The 26374-nt window shown below is 72.0% G+C and carries 26 protein-coding genes; 11 read left to right on the top strand and 15 right to left on the bottom strand.

The annotated features are described in order from the left end of the window. Positions 1-175: 175 nt before the first annotated feature. The 3 genes from Apa02nite_RS37885 to Apa02nite_RS37875 all read right to left on the bottom strand — a co-directional run bounded on the left by Apa02nite_RS37885 (position 176) and on the right by Apa02nite_RS37875 (position 3227). A complete protein-coding gene (locus tag Apa02nite_RS37885; RefSeq protein WP_203829345.1) occupies positions 176-928 on the bottom strand; it encodes a class I SAM-dependent methyltransferase in 753 nt (250 codons plus the stop codon). A gap of 58 nt (positions 929-986) precedes the next feature. Continuing rightward, the gene (locus Apa02nite_RS37880) at positions 987-2240 is read right to left on the bottom strand and encodes a DUF1996 domain-containing protein (RefSeq protein ID WP_239164822.1); all 1254 of its coding nucleotides are present in this window, start codon (positions 2238-2240) and stop codon (positions 987-989) included. 282 nt (positions 2241-2522) lie between these two features. Continuing rightward, a complete protein-coding gene (locus Apa02nite_RS37875) occupies positions 2523-3227 on the bottom strand; it encodes a type 1 glutamine amidotransferase domain-containing protein (RefSeq protein WP_203829344.1) in 705 nt (234 codons plus the stop codon). 138 nt (positions 3228-3365) lie between these two features. Here Apa02nite_RS37875 and Apa02nite_RS37870 point away from each other — a divergent pair, with 138 nt between their 5' ends. Continuing rightward, positions 3366-3917, top strand: a complete 552-nt coding sequence (locus Apa02nite_RS37870) for a CGNR zinc finger domain-containing protein (RefSeq protein ID WP_203829343.1) — start codon at positions 3366-3368, stop codon at positions 3915-3917. Positions 3918-3939: 22 nt separating this feature from the next. Here Apa02nite_RS37870 and Apa02nite_RS37865 read toward each other — a convergent pair whose 3' ends face one another. The 3 genes from Apa02nite_RS37865 to Apa02nite_RS37855 form a co-directional block, all read right to left on the bottom strand. Beyond that, positions 3940-5277 carry a hypothetical protein gene (locus tag Apa02nite_RS37865; protein WP_203829342.1) on the bottom strand — a complete coding sequence of 446 codons (1338 nt, stop codon included), beginning with the start codon at positions 5275-5277 and terminating at the stop codon, positions 3940-3942. A gap of 100 nt (positions 5278-5377) precedes the next feature. Further along, positions 5378-6886: a hypothetical protein gene (locus Apa02nite_RS37860; RefSeq protein WP_203829341.1), complete on the bottom strand. Its 1509-nt coding sequence runs from the start codon at positions 6884-6886 to the stop codon at positions 5378-5380. 31 nt (positions 6887-6917) lie between these two features. Then, complete coding sequence (locus Apa02nite_RS37855) at positions 6918-7496, bottom strand: TetR/AcrR family transcriptional regulator (RefSeq protein WP_067698937.1); 579 nt, start codon at positions 7494-7496, stop codon at positions 6918-6920. Between the two features lie 111 nt (positions 7497-7607). Here Apa02nite_RS37855 and Apa02nite_RS37850 point away from each other — a divergent pair, with 111 nt between their 5' ends. After that, entirely contained in the window at positions 7608-8555 is a 948-nt protein-coding gene (locus tag Apa02nite_RS37850) for a hypothetical protein (RefSeq protein ID WP_203829340.1), read from the top strand. On the opposite strand, the gene Apa02nite_RS37845 is transcribed toward Apa02nite_RS37850, so the two are convergent. The 4 genes from Apa02nite_RS37845 to Apa02nite_RS37830 all read right to left on the bottom strand — a co-directional run bounded on the left by Apa02nite_RS37845 (position 8546) and on the right by Apa02nite_RS37830 (position 13096). Continuing rightward, positions 8546-9598: an alpha/beta hydrolase gene (locus Apa02nite_RS37845; RefSeq protein ID WP_203829339.1), complete on the bottom strand. Its 1053-nt coding sequence runs from the start codon at positions 9596-9598 to the stop codon at positions 8546-8548. The genes Apa02nite_RS37850 and Apa02nite_RS37845 overlap by 10 nt on opposite strands. Further along, entirely contained in the window at positions 9595-10314 is a 720-nt protein-coding gene (locus Apa02nite_RS37840; RefSeq protein ID WP_203829338.1) for a hypothetical protein, read from the bottom strand. Before Apa02nite_RS37840 ends, Apa02nite_RS37845 begins: the two co-directional genes overlap by 4 nt. Continuing rightward, the gene (locus tag Apa02nite_RS37835) at positions 10311-12032 is read right to left on the bottom strand and encodes a phosphatidylglycerol lysyltransferase domain-containing protein (protein ID WP_203829337.1); all 1722 of its coding nucleotides are present in this window, start codon (positions 12030-12032) and stop codon (positions 10311-10313) included. The genes Apa02nite_RS37840 and Apa02nite_RS37835 overlap by 4 nt, the downstream gene beginning before the upstream one ends. A 395-nt stretch (positions 12033-12427) precedes the next feature. Continuing rightward, positions 12428-13096, bottom strand: a complete 669-nt coding sequence (locus Apa02nite_RS37830) for an NUDIX hydrolase (protein WP_067698929.1) — start codon at positions 13094-13096, stop codon at positions 12428-12430. Between the two features lie 70 nt (positions 13097-13166). Between Apa02nite_RS37830 and Apa02nite_RS37825 the strand changes: the two genes are divergently transcribed. The 4 genes from Apa02nite_RS37825 (at position 13167) to Apa02nite_RS37810 (ending at position 16656) form a co-directional block, all read left to right on the top strand. Further along, the gene (locus tag Apa02nite_RS37825) at positions 13167-14189 is read left to right on the top strand and encodes an SPFH domain-containing protein (RefSeq protein ID WP_067698927.1); all 1023 of its coding nucleotides are present in this window, start codon (positions 13167-13169) and stop codon (positions 14187-14189) included. Then, positions 14186-15067 carry an NAD(+)/NADH kinase gene (locus Apa02nite_RS37820; protein WP_203829336.1) on the top strand — a complete coding sequence of 294 codons (882 nt, stop codon included), beginning with the start codon at positions 14186-14188 and terminating at the stop codon, positions 15065-15067. The genes Apa02nite_RS37825 and Apa02nite_RS37820 overlap by 4 nt, the downstream gene beginning before the upstream one ends. 33 nt (positions 15068-15100) lie before the next feature. After that, complete coding sequence (locus Apa02nite_RS37815; protein WP_067698923.1) at positions 15101-15478, top strand: hypothetical protein; 378 nt, start codon at positions 15101-15103, stop codon at positions 15476-15478. Positions 15479-15579: 101 nt separating this feature from the next. After that, the gene (locus tag Apa02nite_RS37810; RefSeq protein ID WP_239164821.1) at positions 15580-16656 is read left to right on the top strand and encodes a D-alanyl-D-alanine carboxypeptidase family protein; all 1077 of its coding nucleotides are present in this window, start codon (positions 15580-15582) and stop codon (positions 16654-16656) included. 50 nt (positions 16657-16706) lie between these two features. Here the strand turns inward: Apa02nite_RS37810 and Apa02nite_RS37805 are convergent, their stop codons facing one another. Beyond that, positions 16707-17957 carry a polyamine ABC transporter substrate-binding protein gene (locus Apa02nite_RS37805; protein ID WP_203829335.1) on the bottom strand — a complete coding sequence of 417 codons (1251 nt, stop codon included), beginning with the start codon at positions 17955-17957 and terminating at the stop codon, positions 16707-16709. A gap of 322 nt (positions 17958-18279) precedes the next feature. Between Apa02nite_RS37805 and Apa02nite_RS37800 the strand changes: the two genes are divergently transcribed. Continuing rightward, a complete protein-coding gene (locus Apa02nite_RS37800; RefSeq protein ID WP_203829334.1) occupies positions 18280-18639 on the top strand; it encodes a response regulator in 360 nt (119 codons plus the stop codon). Positions 18640-18644: 5 nt separating this feature from the next. Continuing rightward, entirely contained in the window at positions 18645-20096 is a 1452-nt protein-coding gene (locus tag Apa02nite_RS37795; RefSeq protein ID WP_239164820.1) for a DUF7125 family protein, read from the top strand. A gap of 13 nt (positions 20097-20109) precedes the next feature. Here Apa02nite_RS37795 and Apa02nite_RS37790 read toward each other — a convergent pair whose 3' ends face one another. After that, positions 20110-20508 carry a GNAT family N-acetyltransferase gene (locus tag Apa02nite_RS37790; protein WP_203829332.1) on the bottom strand — a complete coding sequence of 133 codons (399 nt, stop codon included), beginning with the start codon at positions 20506-20508 and terminating at the stop codon, positions 20110-20112. Then, positions 20508-21890 carry an alpha-amylase family protein gene (locus Apa02nite_RS37785; RefSeq protein ID WP_239164819.1) on the bottom strand — a complete coding sequence of 461 codons (1383 nt, stop codon included), beginning with the start codon at positions 21888-21890 and terminating at the stop codon, positions 20508-20510. The genes Apa02nite_RS37790 and Apa02nite_RS37785 overlap by 1 nt, the downstream gene beginning before the upstream one ends. 86 nt (positions 21891-21976) lie before the next feature. Here Apa02nite_RS37785 and Apa02nite_RS37780 point away from each other — a divergent pair, with 86 nt between their 5' ends. After that, positions 21977-22480: a phospholipase gene (locus Apa02nite_RS37780; RefSeq protein ID WP_239164818.1), complete on the top strand. Its 504-nt coding sequence runs from the start codon at positions 21977-21979 to the stop codon at positions 22478-22480. A gap of 77 nt (positions 22481-22557) precedes the next feature. After that, a complete protein-coding gene (locus Apa02nite_RS37775; RefSeq protein WP_239164817.1) occupies positions 22558-24039 on the top strand; it encodes a protein kinase domain-containing protein in 1482 nt (493 codons plus the stop codon). Between the two features lie 17 nt (positions 24040-24056). On the opposite strand, the gene Apa02nite_RS37770 is transcribed toward Apa02nite_RS37775, so the two are convergent. Then, positions 24057-24320, bottom strand: coding sequence for a hypothetical protein (locus Apa02nite_RS37770; RefSeq protein ID WP_203829328.1), 264 nt, complete (start codon positions 24318-24320; stop codon positions 24057-24059). A 134-nt stretch (positions 24321-24454) separates the two neighbouring features. On the opposite strand from Apa02nite_RS37770, the gene Apa02nite_RS37765 reads away from it, so the two are divergent. Then, positions 24455-25252 carry an AAC(3) family N-acetyltransferase gene (locus Apa02nite_RS37765; RefSeq protein WP_203829327.1) on the top strand — a complete coding sequence of 266 codons (798 nt, stop codon included), beginning with the start codon at positions 24455-24457 and terminating at the stop codon, positions 25250-25252. Position 25253: 1 nt separating this feature from the next. Here the strand turns inward: Apa02nite_RS37765 and Apa02nite_RS37760 are convergent, their stop codons facing one another. Beyond that, positions 25254-26288, bottom strand: coding sequence for an iron-siderophore ABC transporter substrate-binding protein (locus Apa02nite_RS37760; protein WP_203829326.1), 1035 nt, complete (start codon positions 26286-26288; stop codon positions 25254-25256). Positions 26289-26374: the final 86 nt, after the last annotated feature.

The following is a 26374-nucleotide window of genomic DNA, read 5'->3' as shown; positions in this document are numbered from 1 at the left end:
GGGGTGTCTCCGCGTCGCGGAGACACCCCTGTGGCCCAGCCGGGACCCCGCAGGCGCGCCGCGGTCCGGAGCAGGAGCGGGCGTCGCGCCGCCTCACGGGCGGGACGTGGCTCGTGGCCTACGGACGACCGCTCCTCATTCGTACCGAAAAGGATCGGTCGAAAGCCCCATCGGTCTATCGCCGGACCGCGCGGGTGCAGCGGGTGACATACGGGAGGGTGAGCTCCTCGTGGTCGGCGAGGTCGGGGTGGGAGTTGAGCAGCTCCGCGACGTTGCCGAGCAGCTCGTCGCGCTCCGAGGCGGGCAGCACGATCACGTAGCTGCGCGAGGCGACCATGTCCAGCAGCTCGGCTCGGGTCAGCGTGTGCCGCCAGCGGATCTCGGTACGTTCGAGCTGCTCGAACGGCCCGCCCAGCTCCGGCGCCGTGTCCATCTCCTCGCGGGTGTGCTCGTGCATCACGTCGTCCAGCTCGGCCACCCACGGCTCGGTCAGGTCGCGGATGTTCCACACCAGGCCGAGCGTGCCGCCGGGCCGGAGCACCCGGGCGATCTCCGGGATCGCGGTTTCCGGCTTCACCCAGTGCCACGCCTGCGCCATCACCGCCGCGTCGGCCGAGGCGTCCGGCAGCGGGATGTGCTCGGCCGTGCCGCCGTGCACCGCCACACCCGGCACCGCGGCCGCCAGCTGCTCGCGCATCCCGGCGGACGGCTCGACCGCGACCACCTCGAACCCGGCCGCGACCAGCTGCTCGGTGAACTTCCCGGTGCCGGCGCCGAGGTCCACGACGTCTCGGGCGGTTTCCGGCACGAGCCACTCGACGGCCGCCCGCGGGTACGGCGGCCGGCCTCGCCGGTACGCGTCGGCGGCCGCCCCGAACGAGGCGGCGTGCTGCTGACGCGTCTGGTCACTTATCGACGGAATCTCCACGGGGGCAACCTACGTCGCCCCCGCAGAGATGATCAAGGAAACTGATCAATCGAGGTCATCAGGGCCGGCCGTCGGCTCCGCACTTCACGATGATCCGGATGCAGTCGTTGACCCGGCGGGCCATCTCGTCCACCGGCCACGCGTTGAAGAAGTCGCCGTGCATGGTGTAGCCCGGTCCGGACGCCAGCCGCAGCTTGCTCGGGTCACCGGTGATCGGGTACCGCATGACCTGCCGCAGCTTCGGCACCACCACCGGGTGGCTGGCCGGGCAGGCGTTGCCGACCGGGTACGCCATGTGGCTCTTGTGATCGGCCGAGTCCAGGTTCCGCCCGTCCCAGCAGTGCGGGAAGTCCAGGTACGACTCCAGCATCGCCCCGGTCGGGCAGTTGACGAAGTCGTGCGACGGGTTCACCTCGCCGGCGGCCAGGCACGACCAGCGGGCGATGGTGTTGTCCTCCGGACCGGTGGCCTTGGCGTTGCCGGCCACGATCCGCAGGCCGAGCGGCAGCGGCTGGGTCTGCGCGATCAGCGCGTCGCTGACCCCTTCACCGAGGTAGTAGAAGATCCCGGTGACCGGCTCGACCGGCACGTTGTCGCGGTACAGAGTGGGGATCCAGTACGACGACTTGTCGATCGACGGGTTGCAGTTGCTGTTCGCGTTGAGCAGCTGGTCGACAGTGGTGGACGCGTTCGTCACGGTGCTGCCGAAGAAGCTGTGCATGTGCGAGGCGCCCGGCAGGTTCGGGAAGACGATCGGGTCGTCCGGCAGCCGGTGGGTGAACGGGCAGTCGGCGAGGAACTCGGCGACCCGCACCGCGCCCGGCGGGATGGTCGGCGTGGTGCCGCCGCCCCCGCCGCCGGTGCCGAACACCTGGAACTCGGTGAGCGAGACACCCCACTGGGTGGCCCGGACCGTGGTGTTCAGGCGCACGTACCGGCCGGTGCCGTTGACGGTCAGGGTCTGCCGCCCGCCGGCGCCGGTGGTGGTGCTGTAGAGCGTGGTCCAGGAGCTGCCGGTGGCCGAGGCCTGCACGGTGAAGGACTTCGCGTAGGCGGATTCCCAGTCCAGGACCACCGAGGTGATCGTGGCGCTGGCGCCGAGGTCGACCTGCAGCCACTGCGGGTCGCTGAACGCGCTGGACCAGCGGGTGCCGCCGTTGCCGTCGACGGCGTTGGCGGCCGGGAACGCGGCCGACTCGGAGGACGAGGCGGTCGCGGTCTTGCCCTGCGACAACAGGGTGTCCGCGGCGCTGGCCGCGGTGGCGGCGACCAGCAGGTAGGTGACGAGCGCGGCAGCTGCCGCGGCTGCCATGAGGGGACGTTTGCGCATGGTCGAGCAGCCTTCCGTCCGGGAGCGAGGGGAGCGGGGCCGGCGCCGGCCTTGTTTCGAGGCGGTTTCACGGCGGGGACGGCCGAGTGAAAGCGCTCTCTTGCCCGCCACTGTGAACGGGCCGTTAATTGCTGTCAATGCCCCGAAACCGGTACCGGAAGCAAACTCGCAGGTCAGAGCGGCACCCTGCGCACGGTTCCGGAACTTTGGATAGCAAAAAAGCCGGCCCGGAGTGATCCGGACCGGCCTTCGGTGGTGCCTGGTTCAGCGGGCGGCGAGCGCCTTGAGCAGCGCCTCGGCCGACGGAGCACCCGACGCCGGGTTCTGCCCGGTGATCAGGTTGCCGTCGACGACCACGTACGGCCCCCACGCCGGGCCGGACTCGAACGCGGCGCCGGCCGCGCGCAGTCGCGCCTCGAGCAGCCACGGCGCCTTCGCGGCGAGCCCGGCCTGCCGCTCCTCCTCGTCGGTGAAAGCGGTCAGCTTGCGGCCCTTGAACAGCCAGCCGTCACTGTCACCGGCGGCCAGGAACGCGGCCGGCCCGTGGCACAGCGAGACGACGACCTTGTTCTGGTCGGGCAGCAGCGTGCCGAGGATCCGCGCCACGTCCGGGTCGACGGCGAGGTCCTGCATCGGGCCGTGACCACCCGGGATCAGCACCGCGTCGAACTCGTCCGGGTCCACGTCCTCGAGCCGAGCCGGGCTCTCCAGCAGCCCCTTGACCTCCGCGAGGTACGACCGGAAGTCAGCTGCGGCCGCCTCGTCGACACCGGCCGCCGGGTCGAGGCTGCGCTCGTCGACCACCGGCACCCGGCCACCCGGGGTGGCGATGGTGACCTCCTGGCCGGCTCCGATCAGGATCCGGTGCGGGGCGACGAACTCCTCGGCCCAGAAACCGGTCGGGTGCTGCGTCCCGTCCAGCTGGCTCCACACTCGGGCACCGGAGAGTACCAATAGAACCTTGCTCATTTCATTTTCCTCTCGGTTGCCGCACTTACGGCTCCGACGTTAGCTGCGAACCAACTTTGCAGCAAACGCCAGACGACTTGATCACGAAGCTGCGCTAGAGTTGCCTCCGTCGTGCGGTAACAGGTAACGGAAGGTGACATGTCCAGCGAGTGCGTGACCTCCGATCTCCTGCTCACCCTGGTCAATACCCGGCCGAGCGAGAACGGACGCGTCGACCAGCTCGACGATGTCCCCGGCTTGACCGCGTGGCTGGCCGGCGCAGGCCTGACCGTGTCGGATCCGGTCACCGGCGCCGACGTGGCGGCCGCGCGAGAGCTGCGAGACGCGCTCACCGACATCCTCCGGGTGCACTGCGGCTGCGGGGACGCGTCAGCCGCCGAGGCCGAGGCGTACCTGCGCGCCGTCGCGGTGCGCTACCCGGCCGTCCTGCGGGTCACCGTGGACGGTGTCACCGCGGAGGCGTCGCAGACCGGCATCCCCGGCGTGTTCGGCACCGTGCTGGCCGCGGCCGCCGACCTGGCCGCGCGCGGCGCGTGGCCCCGGCTGAAGCTGTGCAAGAACCCGTCCTGCCACGCCGGCTTCTTCGACAAGACCCGCAACCAGTCCGGCCAGTTCTGCGGCGCCGCCTGCAACTCGCAGATGTCGATGCGCGCCTACCGCAGCCGCCGGCGCACCGCACCCACGGCGTAGGACCCGCGGCGCGCCGGACGGCTCAGAAGGTGGTCTGCGAGAAGATGTCGTTGACCACCTTCTGCGCCGAGGACTTCTTCAGCGGCAGCGCCTGCGCGTCCACCCCGACCTGGTACTTCTTCTTGGTGGCCGGGTCGGTGAAGAAGTGGCTGAACTCCAGCTGGTACTTGCCCTTGGCGTTCTTCGCGGTCTGCCGGAACTGGGTGACGGCGTTCACCCGCTTCAGCCCGGCGGTCTCCAGGAACCACTCCTTGTCCATCTTCTGCCGGGTCGCGACCGAGCAGGCGGCCGGGCACGGGCGCAGGATGATGCCGGTCCGCTCGCCGCCGCTGGAGTCCTGCTCGTTGACGCAGACCCAGGCCAGGGTGTCCGGCAGGTCGATCTTGCCGCCGATGCAGCCCCAGGTCGGCGGGGTCCGGAACGCGAACGGCCAGCCCTTGAACGCCATCGTGTAGGACTTCTCCCCCGCCGCGAACGTCGCGCCGGCCACCTTGCGGACCGTCGCACCGGGCCGCAGCACGGGCTCCCCGGCGGCGGGTGCGGCGGTGGTCGGCGTGGACTCGGGCTCCTGCCCCGGGAACGTCGGCACCGCCGGGAACGACGGGTCCACCGGGAAGCTCGGCACGCCGTTGTCGGGCAGGTGGCCGATCGCCGGGGTCTTGCCGGTCGGCAGCGAGAAGTCCGGCCCGCCGGCGCCGCCCCGTCCGTTGACCACGCCGAACACTCCGACGATCACGGCGACGAGCGCGATCACGTTGATCGCGACGGCGGCGGCCATGCCCGGGTACCGCTGTGGCGCGGGACCCAGGGCGCCGCGCAGGAACGCGATCAGTGGGGCGCGGTACTCCAGATCGGCGGTCTGGCCGGGGCCGATGTTCACCACCAGGTCGGCCTTGCCGATCCGGGTCGGGATCAGATACGGCACGTGGGCGTGCACGTGATATTGCCCCGGGGCGACCGGGAGGACGGCCGGGCGCTTCCAGGCGACCGGGACGGGCTGGCCGTTGACGGTGAGCACCGGGGTGAAGAGGCCGAGCAGGAACGCGATCGGGGCGTACCGCATGGTGATCGCGATGGCGGTGGCGCCCGTCGCCGGATATCCGGGCTGCTGCTGCTGGTAATAGCCCGGATGGGCGGGCGGCTGCTGGTCGTAGTAACCCTGGTAGCCGCCGGGCTGGGCCTGCGGAACATCCGGGTGCGCCGGCGGAAAACCGGCAGGGGCCTGCGGAAACGCGGGCGGGGCTTGCGGAAACGCGGGCTGGGCCGGCGGGATGCCCGGCGGGACCTGCGGGAATCCGGGCTGCGGCGCCGGGTTTCCGCTCGGCTGCGGCTCACCCCATGGCGGATACGCCTGAGTCATCTGAATCGCTCCCCCTGATGGCCTACATGCTCGCCGGAGAGAACACCACAACCGGCCCCTCCGGTTCGATCCCGCCCGGCGAAAGTCGTCTTATCGACACCTAATCGGGCGTATCCGACTCCGCCGTGCGCCGTTGGAGATCGGCGCTGGCGGACCGCAAATGATCACGCAGCTCGTCGTCGCGCCAGACATGGTCCGGCTGACCGCTCTGGATCACCCGCTCGTCTCGCTCGGCCAGCTCCCGGAGCGCCGGGACGGCCGCCACCGCCCCGATCTCGGCCAGCACGGTCACCGCCTCCGCCGGGCGCGGCGAATCGGTGATCATCGCCAGCAGCGGCGGGATCAGGTCACCGACCGGCACACCGGCGCGCCACAGCGCCCGGGCCGCATCCGGCCCCGCCCACCAGGCTCCTTCGCGAAGCACCCGCCACAGCCCGGCCACCAGCGCCGCACCGGCACCAGGCACCAGCGCTCCCCCAGCACCGGGCGCCAGCTCCGCACCGGCACCAGGCACCAGCGCTCCCCCAGCACCGGGCGCCGACTCCGCACCGGCGCCGGGCAACGCCGCGGCCCGCTCCGGCACGGTCGGCCGGGCGCCGGCCCCGGCCGGGGCCGGCGCCGCGCCGGCGCGCGGATCGCCGAGGCGGAGCAGGACGTCCAGCGCGGTGGTCGACTCCTCGGCGATCAGAGCCAGCTGGTCGGCGGCCGCGGCCGCTGCCCGGCCCGCCTCGAACGCCGCGCCGGCCGCGGCCTCCCGCACCGCGGGGTCCGGATCACCGAGCAGCCGGACCAGCCGGTCCATCAGCGCGGCCGGGGCGGACCGCCATCTCCGGAACCGGGCCGCCAGGCACCGGGCGGCGCGCACGCGCGCGGAGGCGGCGGGCCGGGCGACCAGCGCGTCGATCAGGGCAGCCGCGCCGGCGGCGTCGAGCAGGTCGATCAGGTCGCGCTCGCGCCACGGGCTGTCCCACGGCTCGTCGACGTCCAGCTGGGCCGCGGCGAACGCGATCTCCTCGGCACTCAGCGCGACACCGGCCCGGGCGAGGAGGCCGGCCGCCGCGAGGGGCACCGGGAACGGCTCGGCCATCGCGGCGCGCAGCAGACCGGCGGGCGGGACCGGCTCGTACAGCGCCATCGCACAGAGCAGGGCGGCCCGGATCTGCGGCACGGTCTCGGCGGCCCAGCGCTCCCGGAGCGCGAACCCGTGTGCCGGGCCGCTGCGGGCGAGGGCGGACACCGCGGCCTCACGGACCGCCACGTCCGGATCGTGCAGGGCCGGGCGCAGCCGGTCGCTCACCGCGGCGACCGCCGCCCGGGTCCCGGCCGACGAGGTGCCGGGCGCGCAGAGCAGCCCGAGGGAGTCGAGCAGCTCGTCGCGGCCGTGCACGCCGGGGCGCATCGCGAGGTCGGCCAGGAACGGGATGGCCGCCACCGTCGCCGGATAGACGCTGCCCTGGTGGTGCAGGCTCGAGTAGAACGCGAACCGGCCCTCGCCGGCGGCCTCCGGATCCGGTGAGGCGATGGCCCGCAGGATCGCCGGCGCCTCGGTCGCCGGGCCGTGGGCGCCGTCGAGCCGCGCCCAGTCGATCACGTCCCACTCATCGGTCACGGCGCCAAGATAGGCCGCCCCTACGACATTTTCAGTCCCGTGGGCGGTAGCGCAGACCATCGATCAGCAGGGCCACCATCCGGCGGGTGTGCGCCGGGTCGCCCTCGGCGGGCAGCGACAGGTTCGCCACCGCCGGCAGCAGGTCGCCGGGGTCGATGTCGTCGCGGATCTCGCCGGCCGCCACCGCCGCGTCGAGCAGGGCGCCGAGCGCCGGGCGCAGGTGCTTGTCGAAGTAGCCGGGCAGCGACTCGAACGCCGGATCGCCGGAGTGCAGGGCCGCGGCCAGGCCGAGCTTGGTCGCGATGAACTCGACGTACCGGTCCAGCCAGAGGGCCAGTGCCTCGACCGGCGGGTGCGTGGCGGCCAGCTCCTGGGCCGAGGCCGCGCAGTCGTCGACCTCGTGCCGGAAGACCGCGGTGATCAGGTCGGACCGTTGCGGGAAGTGGCGGTAGACGGTGCCCAGGCCGACCCCGGCACGCTCGGCGATCTCGCGGACCGGCGCGTGCACCCCGGAGGTCGCGAACACCTCCTTGGCCGCCGCCCGCAGCGCGTCCTGGCTGCGCTGCGCGTCGGCGCGCACCCGCCGCCCGCCGGTCGTGTCCCCGCTCAATCCGCTCCCCTGCCGATCCGGAACAAAGTTCCAGGCGAATGCTAGCCCAGCGGCGGCCGGCGGAGATCACCCGCGCTGCGGATCGACCGGTACGGGGTTAGGGTCGCCCGCATGGCTGTGCTCGACTGGCTGCTCGACTCCGACCCCGCGATCCGCTGGCAGGTGCTCCGCGACCTGGTGCGGGCGCCGGAGGCGGAGGTCGCGGCGGAACGCGCCCGGATCGCCCGGGCAGGCTGGGGCGCACGCCTGCTCGACTGCCAGGGCGACGACGGCCAGTGGGACGGCGGGGCGTGTTTCCCGGGCGGCTGGTTCGACCGGGACGACACCGGCAAGGACCTCGGTCAGCCCTGGACGTCCACGCTGCACACTCTGCAGCTGCTGACCGGCCTCGGCGTCGACCCGGCCGACGAGCGGGTCCAGCGTGCCGTGGAGCGGGCCCGGGACAACGCCCGGTGGGAGTACAACGGCGAGCTGTTCTTCCTCGGCGAGGTGGAGCCCTGCGTCAACGGGCGGGTCGTCGAGATCGGCGCCTACTTCGGCCACGACGTCGAGGACGTGCTGAAACGGCTGCTCGGGGCGCAGCTCGAGGACGGCGGGTGGAACTGCTACTCCGAGAACGGGTCGGTGGTCTCCTCGTTCGCGAGCACCCTCTGCGTGCTGGACGGGCTGCTGGCGCACCAGAACGCGACCGGCGGCACCCCGGCGACGATCGAGGCCCGTCGGCGCGGCGAGGAGTACCTGCTGAGCCGACGACTGTTCCGGCGACGCAGCACCGGCGCGGTGGTCGTACCGGAATGGCTTGAATTTTCGTTTCCGACGCGATGGCGATATGACGTTCTGCGCGCCCTGGACTATTTCCGGGCCACCGGGGCCGAGCCGGACGAGCGCCTGGGCGAGGCCCTCGACCTGGTCCGGGCCAAGCAGCGGCCGGACGGCACCTGGCCGCTGGAGAACACCCATCCCGGTCAGGTCTGGTTCGCCCTCGACGAGGAGGTGGACGGCGCGCCCAGCCGCTGGAACACCCTGCGTGCGCTGCGAGTGCTGGACCACTACGCCTGAGCGGGCCGGGCCAGCTGGGCGGAGAGCCAGTCGAAGGCCGGGCCCTCCATCTGCCGCCACACCGCGTGGCTGTGCCCGCCGCGCGGGACGATCGCGGTGACCACGGTCAGCGGCGCCTTCGCCAGCCGCGCGATCTGGCGGGACCCGACGCGTGCGTTGCGGTCGTCCTCGGCCCAGCCGATCCACAGGGCGAGGTCCGGCTGCGGGTGGTGTGTCAGCCGCCAGGCGATGTTGTTGGTGGTCTTCTCGCTGCCGTCGCCGACCTTGATGCCCGGGTCGGCGAAGCCGGACAGGCTCGCGGCCGCGGAGTATTGCTGGGGATGCTTCAGCGCGAGGTTCATCGCGCAGAAACCGCCGGCCGAATAGCCGGTCACACCCCAGGCCGCGCGATCGCTGCGGATCCGCAGGTGTTCCAGGGCCCATTTCGGTACGTCCTGGGTCAGGTACGTCTCGGTCTGTGGCCCACCGGTCATGTTCGTGCACTCGGTGTCGAGCAGCAGATCCGGTGTCTGGTACGGCAGCAGCACCACCGTCGGCGCCATCCGCCCGGCGATGATCTCCCGGTCCAGGTTCGCGGCGATCTCCAGCCGGCGGATCCACGACTCGGGGGTGCCCGGATAGCCGTGCAACGCCTCGATCACCGGGAACCGCAGGTCGGGGCGGGTGAAGTACTCCGACGGCAGGTACACGCTCATCGGCATGCTCATCCCGCCGGCCGCACCGGCCACCTGGTACGTCACGATCTTCCCCTTGCCGGGCGGGCCCGGCACGGGTGGCACGCTCGCCGACGGGCCGGCGCCGGGCAGCACCGGCAGCGCGAGCGGCGCGTCCGGGTCGCCGACCAGGTCGCCCCAGTGCGGATACGTCTCGGTGAGCCGGTTCAGCTCCAGTGCGGCCGTCCCGGTGACACTGAGGACGACCACGGCGACCAGCGCGATCCGGGCCGGCACCCGGGTCCGGTCCCAGAGCAGGGCCAGCCCGGCGGTGACCGCCAGCACGACGGCGATCGCCAGGAGCACCGTCGCCGGTGAGTCGATGGTCACGACGGACTCCCCTGGTCGGTGAGGGACGGCAGCCGCTGCGGTGCGGCCAGCGGCGACGGCAGGTCACGGACGGCGGTCGCGAACGCCGCGGCGGTGTGTCCGGGAGTGACCACCGGGTGGCCCGGCCAGGACGCGGCCAGGGCGGCCCAGGTCGGGTCGGCGAGCAGGGCCACGCTCGCGGTGCTGCGGACGTCCCGGCTGAGGCTGTCGCCCAACGTACCGAGAGTCGCGGCCGTGGTGGCCCGGGTCGGCACCAGCAGCACGGTCACGACGCCCGGTGTCGCGGCGGCGGTCCGCTCCACCTGCGCCGCGTCGGCCCGGGTGGTCAGCGCCACCAGCACCGGGAACGAGCGGCCGGCCGGTTCGGCGTAGTCCGGCGGGACGATCAGCACCGGCGGGACGGCCGTCTCCCAGCGGGCCGCCTCGGGCGGTGACCAGTCGATCGCGCCGGCCGCGTGCAGCGCCGCGTCGAGGCGGCCGGCCGTGGTCGGGGTGACCACGGCCGCGCCGGTGTCGCCGCCGAGCGCCTGCCAGGACGGGTAGAAGCTCTCCGACCGGTTGGCGATCAGGCCCACGCACGCCACCACGAGCACCTCGACCGCGATCAGCCCGACGATCCGTACCGGAAGAAGTCGCCAGCCGCGCACGGTCGCGACCACCGCGACCACCGCGAGCAGCGCGGTCAGAAGGATCAGCGGGATGCCTACCAGGCTCATGCGGCCGGAGTGCCGCGCGCGGGCAGGAACGACTCCGCGCTCAGCGCCGCGATCGCGATCCGCGGCAGGTCCCGGGCCGACGGGAAGCAGAGGAACCGCGGCTCCCAGTCCGGCAGGTACTTGGCGTTCGCCCGGTACAGCGACTCGATCTGCCACAGCTTGGAGGCGGCCCGCAGGATCCGGCACCACAGCCGGATGACCGGGCCGGCACCGAGCTCCTCGGCCCGGGCGAACACCGAGCGCAGCACCGCGAAGTTCAGCGAGATCCGCTCGACGCCGAACCCGGGCGCGGCCTCGATCGCCGAGACCACCATCAGCTCGGTGAGCCCGTTCGGCGCGGTCCGGTCGCCACGCATCAGGTCGAGCGACATGCCGCGCCGCCCCCACGGCACGAAGTGCAGCACCCCGCGCAGCACGCCGTCCTCGTCGCGGCAGAGCGCGAGCAGGCAGTCCCCGTCGGCCGGGTCGCCGAGCCGGGACAGCGCCATCGAGAAACCGCGCTCCACCTTGCCGTCGCGCAGCGCGTTCGCACAGCTCATCGCCTCGGCCAGGGTCTCCGCGGGCAGGTCGCGCTGCCGCAGGATCGTGCAGGTGTACCCGGCCCGGCGGATCCGGGCGACGGCCTGCCGGACGCCGCGCATCGGCCGCCCGTTCAGCGAGAACCCGGCCACGTCGACGATCGCCTCGTCACCCAGCTCGATCACGTCCAGCCCGGCCTTCTGGTACGCCCGGCCACCCGCCGTCCCGCAGGCCAGCACGGCCGGCGTCCACCCGTGCTCGGCGCAGTCGGCCAGCCACTGCCCGATCGCCCGCGGCCACTCCGACGGCAGCCCGAGCGGGTCACCGGAGGCCAGGCTCACCCCGTTGACCACCCGGTACGCCACCGCGGCCTTGCCGGACGGCGCCCAGACCAACTGCTTGTCACTGCGCAGCGCGAAATAGCCGAGCGAGTCGCCGTCGCCGTGCCGGTCGAGCACCTCGCGCAGCCGGGTCTGGTCGGCGACCGGGCAGGACTGCTCCCCGGTGCTCGGGCGCAGCAGCAGGAGTGCCCCGGAGCCGAACGCCAGGAGCCCGAACGCCCCGGTGGTGACCGAGACGGTGAGCGCGCCGACCGGCGACTGGAAGTGGACCGGCCCGGTGACCCCGATCAGGCCCAGGCCGGCGTGCTCGGCCCAGCTCAGCACGCCGGAGTGGCCGTCGAGGCGGTTGACCCGTACGGCGATCTCGGCGACACCGAGCGCGAAACCGGCGCCGAGGAACGTCAGGCAGGCCCGCACCGCCCGCCACCGGTTGCGCCGGTCGCCGGCCGCGGTGAACTCGTCGCGCTCGGCGACCAGCAGCGCCGCGATCGCCCCCGCGAAGATCGTCGGCACCAGGCCGCCCTTGACCACGTGCAGCGCGACGCTGAGCAGCGACAGCACCAGCGCGAGCTGCCAGGCCTGGCGCTTGCCGCGACGCAGGCCGGCGCCGAGGTAGACCAGCAGGACGCCGACCACCGCGGCGGCCACCCGGGCGGTGATCATCCCGGCGGTCGGGATCATGTCGGCGAGCAGGGTGACGTGGTGGTGCCGGGGCGGGAGCACGGAGAAGACGGCGCCGGTCGCGCCGACGAACTGCACCGCCCGGGCCACGACGCGGCGGGAGGACGGGGGCCGGACCCAGCGAGCCGGGGCGACCTCCTCCTGCGACTCCACCGGATGCTCCGCGACCACCGACATCTGTTCCTCCCCCGTTGCCGAACGCATGCTCGATGCAGCATGGCGTGTCGATGCAACCGATCCTTCTCGTCCGGGGGCCGCCGGGCATCGGCCGTCGGTCGGGGCTCCCGGCGCGGCTCTACGACTTTCGGCCGATGCGGACGGCTGCTACACCTCGCCATCCCCCACACCGGACCCCGCCGCGCGGTCGCGCGGCCACCCGGCCGTGGCGCGCGCTCGGTCCTTGGCTGGTTCTCAGGGGTGCCTCCGGGCCCGGAGGCACCCCTGAGAACCAGCCAGAAGCTGGGGGGCGCGCTCCGGCTCGGAGCAGCAGCGGTCTCGCGGTGGCCGCACGGGCGGGACTCGGCTCGTAGCCTACGGACGGGCGCTCCTCATCCGTACCGAAAAAATGCTGGTCAAGGCCGCAAAAGTGGGGGATGCAGGAGGGTGGCGGGGCCGCGGCGGAACAGCTGCGCCGGGCGGCCGCGGTCGCGGGTGACACTGTGGCCGGTCGGCTCGACGAAACCCTCGGCCGTGGTCACCTTGCGGTGGAAGTTGCGGGGGTCGAGGCGGGTTCGCCAGACCGTCTCGTAGACGCCGCGCAGCTCGGCGACGGTGAACTCGGGCGGGCAGAACGCCGTGGCGAGGGGTGAATACTCCAATTTGGCGCGGGCGCGCTCGACGCCGTCGGCCAGGATCCGGTCGTGGTCGAAGGCCAGGCCCGGGTCGTCGGCCGGGCGCCACTCGGCGTGTGCCGCGTCGCTGCCGGCCACCGGGGCCGGCAGGTCGGGCAGCAGGGCCAGGTAGGCCACGGTCACCACCCGTCCGCGCGGGTCCCGGCCCGGGGTGCCGTATGTCGCGAGCTGTTCGAAGTGCCCGGCGGTCGGGTCCACTCCGGTCTCCTCGCGCAGCTCACGGGCCGCCGCCACGTCGAGGTCCTCGTCGTCGTGGACGAAGCCGCCGGGCAGCGCCCACTGCCCGAGGAACGGCTCGATGCCCCGGCGGACCAGCAGCACCTGCAGCGCGCCCCGCCGGATGGTGAGCAACACGAGATCAACTGTGACGGCCGCCATGTATAGCGTCATGTTGACGATAATAACCACGACCCTTTATCGTCACCATGACGAAAACGATCCACCCCGGAAGGACTCCTCGATGGCTGACATCAAGCGCCGACTGCACCTGCGACACCTGCGGTCGGCTCCGACCAGCTGGGTCAGCCACACCGTCCAGGGCAAGGCGAAGCGCTCCGGCACCGGACTGGCGTTCTGGTACCGGCCGCTCACCGCGGTGCTCTCCGAGGTGCCGGTGGACGACCGGGAGCTGCCGCTGCTGTTCCACGCCCGTACCGAGGACTTCGCCGACGTGACCGTGCAGGCCACCGTGACCTACCGGGTCAGCGACCCGGCGGCGGCCGCGTCCCGGCTGGACTTCTCGATCGACCCGTACCGGGGACGCTGGACCGGTCAGCCGCTCGACCAGGTGGCCACCCTGCTCGCCGAGCTGGCCCAGCAGCCCGCGCTCGACCTGATCGCCCGGCTCCCCCTGGCCGAGGCGCTGACCACCGGGATCGCGCCGGTGCGGCAGTCGGTCGCGGACGCGCTGGCCACCGACCCGCGGCTGGCCGAGACCGGGGTGACCGTGGTCAGCGCCCGGGTGGTGGCGATCCGGCCGGAGCCCGACCTGGAGCGCGCGCTGCAGACCCCGACCCGGGAGAAAGTGCAGCAGGACGCGGACCGGGCCACCTACGCCCGGCGGGCGCACGCCGTCCAGCAGGAACGCTCGATCGCCGAGAACGAGCTGCAGAGCAAGATCGAGCTGGCCAAGCAGGAGCAGCACCTGGTCGAGCAGAACGGCGCGAACGCCCGGCGCAGCGCCGAGCTGGACGCCGAGTCGGAGCTGGTCGCGGTGCGGAGCGCGGCCGAGCAGTCCCGGCTGGCGGCGGGCGCCGAGGCGGACGCGGTGCGACTGCGCGACGAGGCCCGCGCGGCCGGCACCCGGGTGGTCGGGCTGGCCGAGGCGGAGGCCGAGGCGGCGCGGCTGGCGGCGTACCGGGACCTGCCGCCCGAGGTGCTGCAGGCGCTCGCGCTCAAGGAGCTGGCACAGCACCTGCCGGCGATCAAGGAGCTGACGGTCACGCCGGACCTGCTGACCAAGCTGATCGGCCGGATCGGATGAGCTCTCTCAATCCCCGCGTAGTGGTCGTGTCGCGGCGCAGCGAGCTCGACGAGCTGCTCGCCCGGCACGGCACCCGCGGCGCCGCGGCCTACTTCCTGAAGCAGCGCGGGCGCGACCTCGACGAGGTCACCGCCCGGCACGAGGCGCAGCGGTCCGCGTTGACCGAGGTGGGCGCGGCGGTCCCGGCCGACTGGCGGCGCGGCCACGTCGAGCGTACGGACCTGCCCCGCTTCCTGTTCGCCCCCGAGGACGTCATCGTCGCGGTCGGACAGGACGGGCTGGTCGCGAACGTGGCGAAGTACCTGGACGGCCAGCCGGTGATCGGCGTGAACCCGGAGCCCGGGCGCAACCCCGGTGTGCTGGTGCGGCACCCCGCCGCCGCGGTCGGCGCCCTGCTGCAGAGCCGGACCCGGACGCAGGACCGCACCATGGTGGTCGCCCGGCTCGACGACGGCCAGGAGCTGTCCGGTCTCAACGAGATCTATGTCGGACACGCCGGCCACCAGTCGGCCCGGTACGTGATCACCACGCCGGACGGTGCCCGGGAGCGCCAGTCGTCGTCCGGGCTGATCGTCGGGACCGGCACCGGGGCCACCGGCTGGTGCGCCTCGATCGCCCGGGACCGGGTGGCCGCTCCGGCGCTGCCCGGGCCGGGTGACCCGGCGCTGTGCTGGTTCGTACGAGAGGCCTGGCCCTCACCGGCCACCGGCGTCCTGGAGGTGTCCGGCCTCCTGGCGCCGGGCCGCGAACTCGAGCTGACCAGCGAGAGCGAGCGGCTCGTGGTCTTCGCGGACGGCCTGGAGTCGGACGCCCTGGAGCTCTCCTGGGGCCAGCGGATCCGGATCGGCGTCGCGGACCGGAGGTTAAGCCTGGTGTAGCGGGGTGGGAGCGCTCCCGTTACCCTCTCCGCCATGGCCCTTCTGCTCGACCTCGCCAACATACTCGGCGGCCTGCTGCTCGGCATCCCGCTGCTGCGCCGGATCCCGAACGTCGGCGGCGGCCTGGAGCGGTTCACCGAGCGGGTGGCCCGCTGGTCCTGGCTGATCGGCATCGTCGCGCTGGTCGCGGCCGGCTTCTGGCTGATCGTGCACCTGTTCGACGGGCGGATCTGGCACTTCGAGGTGGTCGGACTCGCCGTCGGACTGCTGCTGACCTGGGAGAAGCTGACCGGTCGCCGGGTGCTGAACTCGCCGGGGCCGGGTGAGCCGGGCGGCTGGCCACTGGTCATCGCGGTCTTCGGAGTGATCGCGATCCTGGTCGGGATCCAGGGGCTGTTCACGCCGAACTGACCGTCCGGGGTGCGTGCCACCGGGGAGGCGGTGGTCTGCCGCAACCTGATCGGACCCGGACAGGAACCGAGCACCCACCCGCCGGCACGGACAGTCGCCGGGTGACGACACGACAGCGAACTCGACGACAGTCCGCCGCCGCGATCATCGCGTTGACGGCGGTGGCCTCGGCGCTCGGCACGCCCGCACCGACGCAGGCGGCAACGGCCCCCTCCACCAAGGCGGCCACGGCGGCGGTCTCCTGGTCCGGACTGATGTACCGCAGCCTGACCCGGGAGGCGACGGCCGCGGCGATGCGCACCACCTACGCCGGGCAGAAGGCCGCGATCAGCACGTGGACCGCCGAGGCCGCGGCGGCCACGAAGGCCGGCACGGCCGCGCAGAGCACCCTGACCGCGGCGGTCACCGCCGAGACCAACGCCCGCCTCCGGCACGCCGCCGCCCGCAAGGCCCTGGTCGCGGCAAAAACCAATTTGAGTACGGCCGGCAAGCTCAAACCGCGCAGCGCGACCGCCGTCACCAAGGCCACCAACGCCGTCACCGCGGCGACGAAGACGGTCACCACACGCAAACTCCAGTACCAGCGGTACGCCGCCGCGCTCACCCTCGCCCGCGCCGAGGTGAAGACCGCCGCGGCCCGGCTCACCAAGGCGACCGCCGCGGTCAGCTTCACCACCGCGGCCGCCGCCAAGACCCGTGCGGCGTACGTCGCGCTGCCCGCCGCCGCGGCCCTGGCGACCCAGGCCGGCACGCTGAGCCGGGACGTGGTCGCGCAGATCCGGCCGGCGTTCAAGGCCGCCACCGACACCACGCAGGTCTACAGCGTGACGGTGAACAAGACCGTCGCGTTCGCGTTCAAGCGCATGGTCGATGACGCGCAGGCCGACGGCGTCCAGATCTCCGGCGGCGGTTTCCGGACCACGCAACGACAGATCGAACTGCGTACGATCAACGGCTGCCCGGACGTCTGGACCGCGCCCGCCTCGTCCTGCCGCGTCCCGACCGCGATCCCCGGCCGCTCCCTGCACGAGATCGGGCTGGCCGTGGACATCTCGTCGGCCGGCAGGACCATCTCCTCGAAGACACCGGCCTTCAAGTGGCTGACCGTGCACGCCAAGGAGTACGGCTTCGTCAACCTGCCCGCCGAGGCCTGGCACTGGTCCATCACCGGCGGCTGACCTGAGGGCGCCGGGCACCGCCGCCGCGCGACCACGGCGGCGGTGCCCGGTCAGCCCAGGATGATCGCGTCGAAGATCGAGGAGAAGGTCTGCTGCTGCTCGGCGGTGTTGAAGTCGACGTAGTAGTGCAGCTTGGCGTAGTCGGCCTCGCTCGGGAAGACCAGCGGGCTCGCCGCGACCTGTTGCATCTCGGTGCGGTCCGAGCCGGTCAGCGCCGCCGCGTCCTTCGTGATCTGCGCCTGGGCGGCCGGCACCGGGCAGACGTAGTTGATGTACTCGGCCAGCGCCGCCGCGTTCTCGACCTCGTAGAAGAAGTCGATCATCTTGAGGGCGTCGACCGGGTTGGCCGCGGTGATCGGGATGGCGAAGTTGTCGGTCCAGATCGTGCCGCCCTCCTCCGGGATCACGAACGTGAGGTTCGTGCCGTCCGAGAGGTTCTTCTGGAAGACGTCGCCGGACCAGGCCTGGGTGAGCCACACCTCGCCGCTGCCGAGCGCGTCGACGTAGTCCTGCTCGAAGTACTTACGGACGATGCCGGCGTCCCGCTGCTTCTTGAGCAGGGCGGCGGCCTTGCGCCAGCCGTCCTCGGTCGAGTCCTCCGGCTTGATCCCGGCGGCCAGCAGACCGAAGTTGCCCAGCTCGGTGACGTCCGACATCATGCCGACCTTGCCCTTGAACTTCGGGTCCCACAGGTCGGCCAGGCTGGTGATCTCCCGGCCGGTCTTCTCCGGGTCGTAGGCGATGCCGGTGATCCCCGAGGACCACGGCACGCTGAACACGTTGCCCTCGTCGAACGTCTCGCCGGTGTACTTCGCGCCCGCGTTCCTGGTGAAGTTCGGCAGCTGGGCGTGGTCCAGCGGCGCCAGGAACCCGGCCGCGCGGAACTGGCCGAACTGGATCCCGTTGGTGATCACCATGAGGTCGAAGCCGATCGACTGCTTCGCCGACAGCTGCGGCTGCACCTTGGCGAACCACGGGCCCATCTCCTGGATGACCTCCTGGTAGTTCACCTCGATGCCGGTCTGCTCGGTGAACTTCGCCAGCTCGGGCCGCTTCGGGTCCATGTAGAGCGGCCAGTTCGCGAAGTCGAGTTTGCCGTGCTGCGTCTTGCCCTGCCAGAACGTGGCCAGGGTGCCCGCGTCCACGCTCGCCGCCGGCACGCCGGTGCCCTGCACGCCGCACGCGGCCAGCGCCGCGCCGAACGCGGACAGACCGCCGAGCCGGAGCGCGTCGCGACGGCCGAGCCGTCGCTGCGTCGCGCCGCGCAGAAGGGACGGTCCGGGTGTGCTGCGGGGGAACATCGAACTCCGATCAGGTACGGGTGCGGGGCGCTCGGGCGCCCGGCCGGCCAAGATCAAATAATAGGGACCGGCCCCGCGGGCGCGAATCAGTGATCCGTGCACGAGCCTCGCCCATCACACCGGCGCGGACGGCCTTTCGGGCTGTTCTTGCTGCCTGTCCGGCCTTCGTCGGGTAAATTCCGCCGGGTTCGGCGGGTATCCCCGCGCCGGACGGACAGCCGTGCCAGTCTCGAGAGGGCCGACCAGGCGTGCCAGCCGGCCCCGTCGCCCCGGACCCCGGCGGCAGCAAAGCCGACTGCTGCCCGGAGGACGGACGAGCGCGATGAGCAAGGTCCTGGTCGTCGACGACGAACCCGACATACGGTTCATGCACCGGCGCATCCTCGCCAAGGCCGGTCACGAGGTGACCGAGGCCGGCGACGGAGCGATGGCCCTGGCCGCCGTCCGCGCCTGGGCGCCGGACCTGGTGATCACCGACATGATGATGCCGATCATGAGTGGCGTCGAGCTGATCCGCCGGCTGCGCGAGGACCCGGCCACCGCCATGATCCCGGTCCTGTCCGTGAGTGGTGACTCGCAGCTGGCCGGCCAGGCCGACATGGTGCTGAGCAAGCCCTGCCTTACCGCGTCGCTGCTGGCGGCCGTCGAGGAACTGCTACTGAAGGGACGTGGAACTCGGTGACCCGGATGTCGACAGGGCTGGCAGATCTCGACCTGGTGCTCGGCGGCGGGCTCGACCGCGGATCGATGATCGTCGTGGCGGGGCCGCCCGGCGCCGGCAAGACCATCATGGCGCAGCAGATCTGCTTCGCGAACGCCACCCCGGAACACAAGGCGATCTATTACACGACCCTGTCGGAGCCGCACAGCAAGCTCGTCGACCATCTGCGCGGGTTCAGCTTCTTCGAGCCGGAGCGCCTCGGCACCCAGGTGGAATACGTCCACCTCGGTGACATGCTGCGCGACAGCGTCAAGAACGACCTCACCCCGCTGGTCGACGAGGTGGTCCGCAAGTCCCTCGACGACCAACCGGCCGTGGTGGTCATCGACAGCGTGAAGATGCTGCGCGACTTCGTCAGCGAGCACGACCTGCGAATGGCGCTCTACGACATGAACAGCCGGGTCGCCCGGGCCGGCACGGTCCTGCTGCTGCTCGGCGAGTACACCGCCGAGGAGACGCTCACCGGCGTGGAGTTCGCCCTGGCCGACGGCATCCTGCAGCTGTCCTACGAACCCCGGGAGCCGATCGACCGGCGCGGGCTCCGCGTGATCAAGATGCGCGGCGCCGCCCACCTGGCCGGCGCGCACACGATCCACATCACCGACGCCGGGTTCGAGGTGCTCCCCCGGATCGAGTCGATGGTCTCGGCGGAGGTGATCCCCGAGAAGGGCCGGATCCCGACCGGCATCAACGGCCTCGACGCGCTGATGGGCGGCGGGATACCCCGCACCGACGCGACGCTCCTGCTCGGCCCGTCCGGCGTCGGCAAGACCATCGCCGGGCTCCGCTTCATCGCCGAGGGGATCGCCCAGGGCGAACGATGCCTCTACATCAGCTTCCAGGACACCGCCGACCAACTGCTCACCACTGCGGAGAAGTTCGGCTGGGACCTGCGGGCCGCCCGGGACGACGGCCGATTCGTGATCTCCCATGTGCCGATGGGCAACCTCGACCTCGACGGCCTGTCGTCGGTCACCCGCCACGGGCTGGCCGACGGCACGACCCGCCGGATCGTGATCGACAGCCTGGCCGAGATGGCCAACGCCGCCCGCGAGACCGAACGGTTCCCCGCCTACCTGCGCAATCTGCTCGGCCTGATCCGCACCTCGGGCGCCTCATTGTGGGTGACCAGCGAGACCCGGACCTTCGGCCCGATCACCGAGCCGCTGGTCGGGCTGATGTTCCTGTTCCAGAACGTCATCCAGATCCGCTACATCGAGCTCTGCGACGGGGTGGGACGGGCGCTGAACGTCGTGAAGATGCGCAACAGCCGGCACGACCAGGGCATTCACGCCTGCGACCTGACCGACGACGGCCTGCAGATCCAGGACAGGTACGACGCGGTCACCGGCGTCCTCGGCTGGAGTGCTCTGCGCGCCTGCGACAAGACCGTCGACGGGTGCGGCCACGAGAGCTGACAGCACCCGCCGGTCAGAGCGCGATCAGCCCGGCCGGCGTGCTCCGGAAGCCGCCCTGCTCCAGGTAGAAGTGTTCGAGGTGCGGCTCGAAATCGACGTGCAGCCACTCGCAGCCGGCCGCGCGGGCCTCGTCGACCGCCGCCGTCACCAGCATGATCCCGATCCCCCGACGCTGCTGGTCCGGGTCGACGGCGGTGTCCAGCAGGAACGCGTGGGCACCACCGTCCCAGCAGACCTGGATGAACCCGACCAGCCGGTTGCCGTCGAAGGCACCGATCCAGGTGAGCGCATGCCGTTCCAGCCGCGCGGCCCACGGCCGCACCGCGGCCGGGTCACTGCCGAACGCCCGGGCGTGCAGCCCGCTCAGCTCCCGATCGTCCACCGGAAACCGCGGAATCAGCTGAACCGTCATCAGGCCGGTTCCAGGACGGACCAGCCGGGGCCGGGGACTGACGTTCCGTGGTCGGTGCCGTCGTGGGAGGACACCACGTGCAGCGGGCCGCTCGTGGCCACGTCGAAGTCGTAGGGTTCGGTCGCCGCGTTGAGCAGGACGATCAGGCGGTGGGCGCCGTCCGGCGCGACCGATTCGTACGCAAACTGCTTGTTGGTGACCACCAACTTCCTGGTCGTGGCGCGGTGCAGCCACGGGTGCCGCCGGCGCAGGCCGATCAGCTGCTGGTGCAGGTGGTAGGTCGGCCAGCCGTAGGCGGCGAGGTCGGCCGGCGCGGGCGGGAACGGCGGGCGGACCTCGTCGTCGCCGAACTCACGGTCCCGCTTGACGCCCTGGAACGCCTGCTCGTCGCCGGCGTAGACGCTCGGCACGCCGCCGACGGTGAACAGCACGGCCAGCGCCAGGCCCAGATGCCGCGGCTCGGTCAGCGCACTGGCCAGCCGGGTCACGTCGTGGTTGCCGACGAAGGTCATCGGGGCGAACGTCGCGGAGAACGTGTCGTGGCGTTCCAGCGCCCAGGCCAGCTCGAAGAAGTTCAGGTCGTTCAGGCTGCTCCAGATCGCCTTCCAGAGCTCGTACTGGGTGACCGAGTCGAGGCCGCCGTCGCTCACCCAGGCGGGGTAGTCGCCGTGCAGCACCTCACCGACGAACCAGGCGTCCGGGTGCTTCTCCCGGGCCCGGCCGACCGCGGCGTGCCAGAACGGCAACGGGACCGCATAGGCGGCGTCCAGTCGCCAGCCGTCGATGCCGAAGTCCAGCCAGTGCCGCAGCACCTCGGCGACGTAGTCGACCACCGCAGGCTCGTCGTGGTTGAGCGCGACCAGGTGGCGGTGCCCCTCGAAGTCGGCGTAGCCGAAGCCGTCCGGGCCATCACCATCAAAATCAAGGCGAAACCAATTTTTGTACGACGATGAGCGCCCGTTCGCCAGCACATCGCGGAACGGCCCGAAGTCCCGGCCGACATGGTTGAACACGCCGTCGAACAGCACCCGGATCCCGCGTCGGTGGCACTCGTCGAGCAGCCGCCGCAGGTCGTCCTCTGTGCCCAGCCGCGGGTCGACGCGGAGGTGGTCGACGGTGTCGTAGCCGTGCGTGGCGGAGGCGAAAACCGGGCCCAGGGCGAGGCCGTTGCACCCGAGTTCGACCAGGTAGTCCAGCCACGGCTCGAACCCGCGCAACCGTGGTACGGCGGGTGCGCCGGGTGGCAGCGCGTCACGTTCGGCACCCAGGAACGTCAATGGGTGGGCGTGCCACCACACCACGTGCTCGACCCAGCCGGTCATCGAGATCAACACCTCCGGCGCCCACGGTACGCGCCGCCGCACGTACGGGTCGGATTCCACGCCGGCGGCAAACAGTGACGGCAACCGATGCCTGCGATCGCCGGGCACGGCGAGACTGGGTGGCCCTTCGTCACCGGGAGGTCCGGTTGTCCGTACGCCGCAGTCTCGCCGCCCTGACCACCGTCGCCGCCGTCACCCTCGGCCTCACCGGTCCCGCGTACGCGGCGACCGCCCCCGACCGGCTCGCCGTCCTCGCCTCGTTCACCCAGACCGGCGCCGGCAGTTACCAGGACTGGAACGCGGCCCGGCAGAACCGCGACAAGTGGGCGGACTACCACTTCGACTGGGGCACCGACTACTGCTCGGCCAGCCCCGACCGGCCGCTCGGCTACGACTTCCACCTGGCCTGCTGGCGGCACGACTTCGGCTACCGCAACTACAAGGACGCGGGCGCGTTCACCCCGGCCGCCAAGGACCGGATCGACGTGGCGCTCTACGCCGACCTCAAGCGCAAGTGCGCGACCTACGCCATCGCGGCCCGGCCACCCTGTTACACCCTGGCCTGGGTCTACTACCGCGCCGTGGTGATCTTCGGCTTCCTCGGCCCGATCGACCCGGACGAGGTGGTGAACGCGGGCGGCGCCCGATAGTAAACAGCACCCATCCACGGCCGTCGCGGCTCCGAATGCCCGAAGAGCGAGGGATTCGGAGAGTGGTGATGGCCGGCGTGGACAGGACCGACGATCGGGTGGGCGGACGGTACCGGCTCCTCGAAGTGATCGGCACGGGCGGGATGGGCCGGGTCTGGCGGGGCGAGGACGACCTGCTGCTGCGTACCGTCGCGGTCAAAGAGATCCGGGTGCCGTCCGAGGCCCGGCTCGTCGCGCAGGTGATGCGCGAGGCCCGGGCGGCGGCCCGGCTCGACCACCCCGGCGTGGTGAAGGTCTTCGACGTGGTGTGGCGTCAGGGCCACTGCTGGATCGTGATGGAGTACGTCGAGTCCCGGTCGCTGCACCGGGTCGTGCAGGACGACGGGCTGCTGTCGTACGCCAAAGCCGCTCAGATCGGCCTGCAGATGCTCGCGGCCTTGCGGGCCGCACACGACGCCGGGGTGCTGCACCGTGACGTCAAACCGGACAACGTGCTTCTCACGAACGACGGCCGGGTGGTACTCACCGACTTCGGGCTGGCCACCCTGGGCGACACGGACACCGGGCCGGATCCGCGGCTGGGCTCGCCCAGCTACATCGCGCCGGAGCGGCTGGAGACCGGCGACGCCGGTGTCCCCTCCGACCTGTGGTCGTTCGGCGCGACGCTCTACGCGGCCGTCGAGGGCCGGGCGCCGCACGGCCGGGGCGACGCCGCGGCCACCATCCGCGCGCTGCTCACCGAGCCACCGGACCCGCCGGAGCTGGCCGGGCCGCTCGCCCCGCTGCTGCTCGACCTGCTCCGCCGCGATCCGGAGCAGCGCCCCTCGTCCGCCGAGGTGGAGTCGCGCCTCCGCGCGATCGTCGACGGCCCGCCCGCGGTCCGGCGCGCCCGCAAGCCGTACCGGGGCCGGCTCGTGCTGGCCGGCAGCGCCCTGCTGGTGCTCGCCGGCGGCGGCGCCGCGCTGGCCGCCAGCCGCCAGGGCCCGGACCAGCAGGTACGGGTCGTCGCGCCGCCCGCGGCACCGGCCGCCCTGGTGGCGTCGCCCCTCGACGCGTGCGGTTTCGGCGCCGACCCGCGGCCGGTCGTCGCGGCCACCACGTTCGCGCCGGCCGGGCTGCCGAAGGGCTGGATCTGGTTCCGTGACCCGTCCGGGTTCGCGCTCGGGCTGCCGGCCGGGTGGCAGCGCTCGACCAGCGGCAACGAGGTCTGTTTCAGCGATGCGCCGGGGCGCCGGGCGTTCAGCGTGAACGTCTCGCCGGTGGTCACCCAGCGGCCGCTGGCGTACTGGCAGGGCCGGGAGAAGGCCGCGCGGACCGCCGGGACGCTGCCCGGGTACGAGCGGATCAGCATGGGCGTGCTGCTGCTCAAGCGTGGCGCCGCGGACTGGGAGTACACCTGGCGGCCCGACTCGGACACCGTCCGGCACGAGCGCCGGGTGCTGGTGGCGGTCACCGATCAGCGCTCCTACCTGCTGCGCTGGACGGCCGCCGACGCCGACTGGACCGCGTCGCTCCCCCAGCAACGACAGATGCTCGACCTGTTCGCCTCAGCCCGCTGAGCCGTCGGCACCGAGCGTCAGCCCGCCGAGTCGTCCGGAACCGACATCGGGTGGCGCTCGTCGTCGCGGATCGCGAGACGTTCCAGAGCCCGCCGGTACTGCCCACACGTGATCTCCCGGCGGATCACCTGACCGGCCAGCACACCCTCGAGGCTGGCCGGAGCCGGCAGCGGCTCCGGCGGCGCGTCGGGAGCCGGCGACGAGGACGACGCGGCGACCGGCCAGATCGCCCACACGCCGGTGGCGACCGCGGCCAGCCACAACAGCACCACGATGACCATCGCCACCTCCTTCCATCGATATCATCCTGATCCCGCGGGGTCTTGGCCAGCAGGGTCGTTGGTCCTTTCCCGATCTCCCGGTACGTGCCGAAAGTAGCGAGCGGGGACCAGCCGGTCATCGACATACTTGCCCGGTGACTCAGGATCAACCCCATACCGCCGCCTCGCTCGCCGACGATCTGCGCACCCTCGGGCTCGCGGTCGGCGACACCGTCCTGGTGCACACCTCGGTGCGGGCGATCGGGTTCGTGGCCGGCGGGGTGCAGGCGGTGGTGCAGGCCCTGCTCGACGTGCTCGGGCGCAAGGGCACCCTGGTCGTACCGACCCACACACCGTCCAACACCGACCCGGTGGACTGGAGCAAACCGCCGGTGCCGGCCGACTGGTGGCCGATCATCCGGGCGCAGAGTCCCGGGTTCGATCCGCTGCGCACCCCGAGTCAGTGGGTGGGGATCCTGCCGGAGACGGTGCGCTGCTGGCCTGGGGCCCGGCGCAGCGAGCATCCGCAGGTGTCGTTCGCCGCGCTCGGGGCGCGGGCCGTGGCGATGACCGACGACCATCCGCTGGACGAGCCGTTCGGCGAACGGTCGCCGGTGGGGGCGGTCTACCGTTCGTACGGAAAAGTCTTGTTGCTCGGATGCGGGCACCACCGCAACTCGTCGCTGCATCTGGCGGAGAGCCGGCAGGAGCTGGCGCCGATGGCCGACTACGGCTCGTCGGTGCGGGGGCGCGACGGCACGGCGTACTGGGCGACCTGGGTCGCGGCGGATCAAGACGTGACCGATTTCGATGAGATAGGCGCGGCCTTCGAGGCGACCGGCGCGGTCACGGTCGGTACGGTCGGCGAGGCCGAGGCCCGGCTGATGCCGCAACGCGACCTGGTCGACTTCGCCACCGGGTGGATGGGAAGCCGACCAGGGAGGACGCTCTGACTCAGCTCGCGCGCTGCACCGCGGTGGCCGGGTCGCCGTCGACCGCGGCGGACAGCTGCGGGACCAGCTTTTCCAGCAGGAACGGCAGGCTCAGCACGGTGATGAACGAGGTGGCCCCGCCGACCAGCTCACCGTTCTCCAGGTAGATGTCCCGGCCCTCGGTCGTGACACCGAGCTTGGCGTAGAGCGGGTCGGCCTGGACCTTCGCCTTGTCCTTGGCGTACGCGTCGACCAGCCAGATCAGCAGGTCGGTGTCGAGCATGTCGGTGCGTTCCTTGGACAGGTTCGCGCCGAACTCCTTGCCGGTCACCTCGGCCAGGCCGGCCGGGAGCGTGAAGCCCAGGTCGGTCAGGAACCGGGCGCGCGGATCCTGCGGGCCGTAGACGTAGTAGCCCTCCCAGGTCATCGCCATCATGCCGGTCTTGCCGGCGAACTCCGGGTGCGCCTGGCGGACCGCGGCGAACGTCGCCTCGGTGTCGGTGACCAGTTTCTCCGCCTGGTCCTTGCGCCCGACGGCGGCGCCGACCGTACGGGTCAGGTCCTGCCAGCCGACGCCGTAGTCGACGGTGTCCTTGGGCTGCGCGACGGTCGGCGCGATCTTCGACAAGGTGGCGTAGTCCTCGGCGGTCAGTCCGGAATAGATCGCCAGGATCAGGTCCGGGCGCAGCGCCGCGACCTTCTCGAACTGGACGCCGTCGGTGCTGGTCAGCACCTGCGGCTTGGGCGCCGAGCCGAGCGCGGCCTCGGCCCACGGCCAGATCGCGCCGGGCTTCTCGCCGAACCACTCGGTGGTCGCGGTCGGCACGACGCCGAGCGCGAGCAGGGCGTCCTGCTCGACCAGGCCGACCGTGACGATCCGCTTCGGCTCGGCCGCGACGGTGGTGGTGCCGAACTTGTGCTCCAGCGAGACCGGGAACCCGGTGGCGCCGGCCGCCGACGAGGACGAGGGTTCGGCCGTGTCGTTGGCGGAGTTGGGACCGCAACCGGCCACGAGAAGGATGACCCCGGCCGTGGCCAGGGAGAGGAGTCGCCGCACGGCAGATCCCTTTCTGAACTGAGAGGACTGCAGTGTAGGTTAGGCTTACCTTCCTAACTCACTCCGGTGTGCCGGATGCGCCATCA

Source organism: Actinoplanes palleronii, assembly GCF_016862315.1.
Classification (GTDB): Bacteria; Actinomycetota; Actinomycetes; order Mycobacteriales; family Micromonosporaceae; genus Actinoplanes; species Actinoplanes palleronii.
This window is presented reverse-complemented; position numbering and strand designations above follow the sequence as displayed.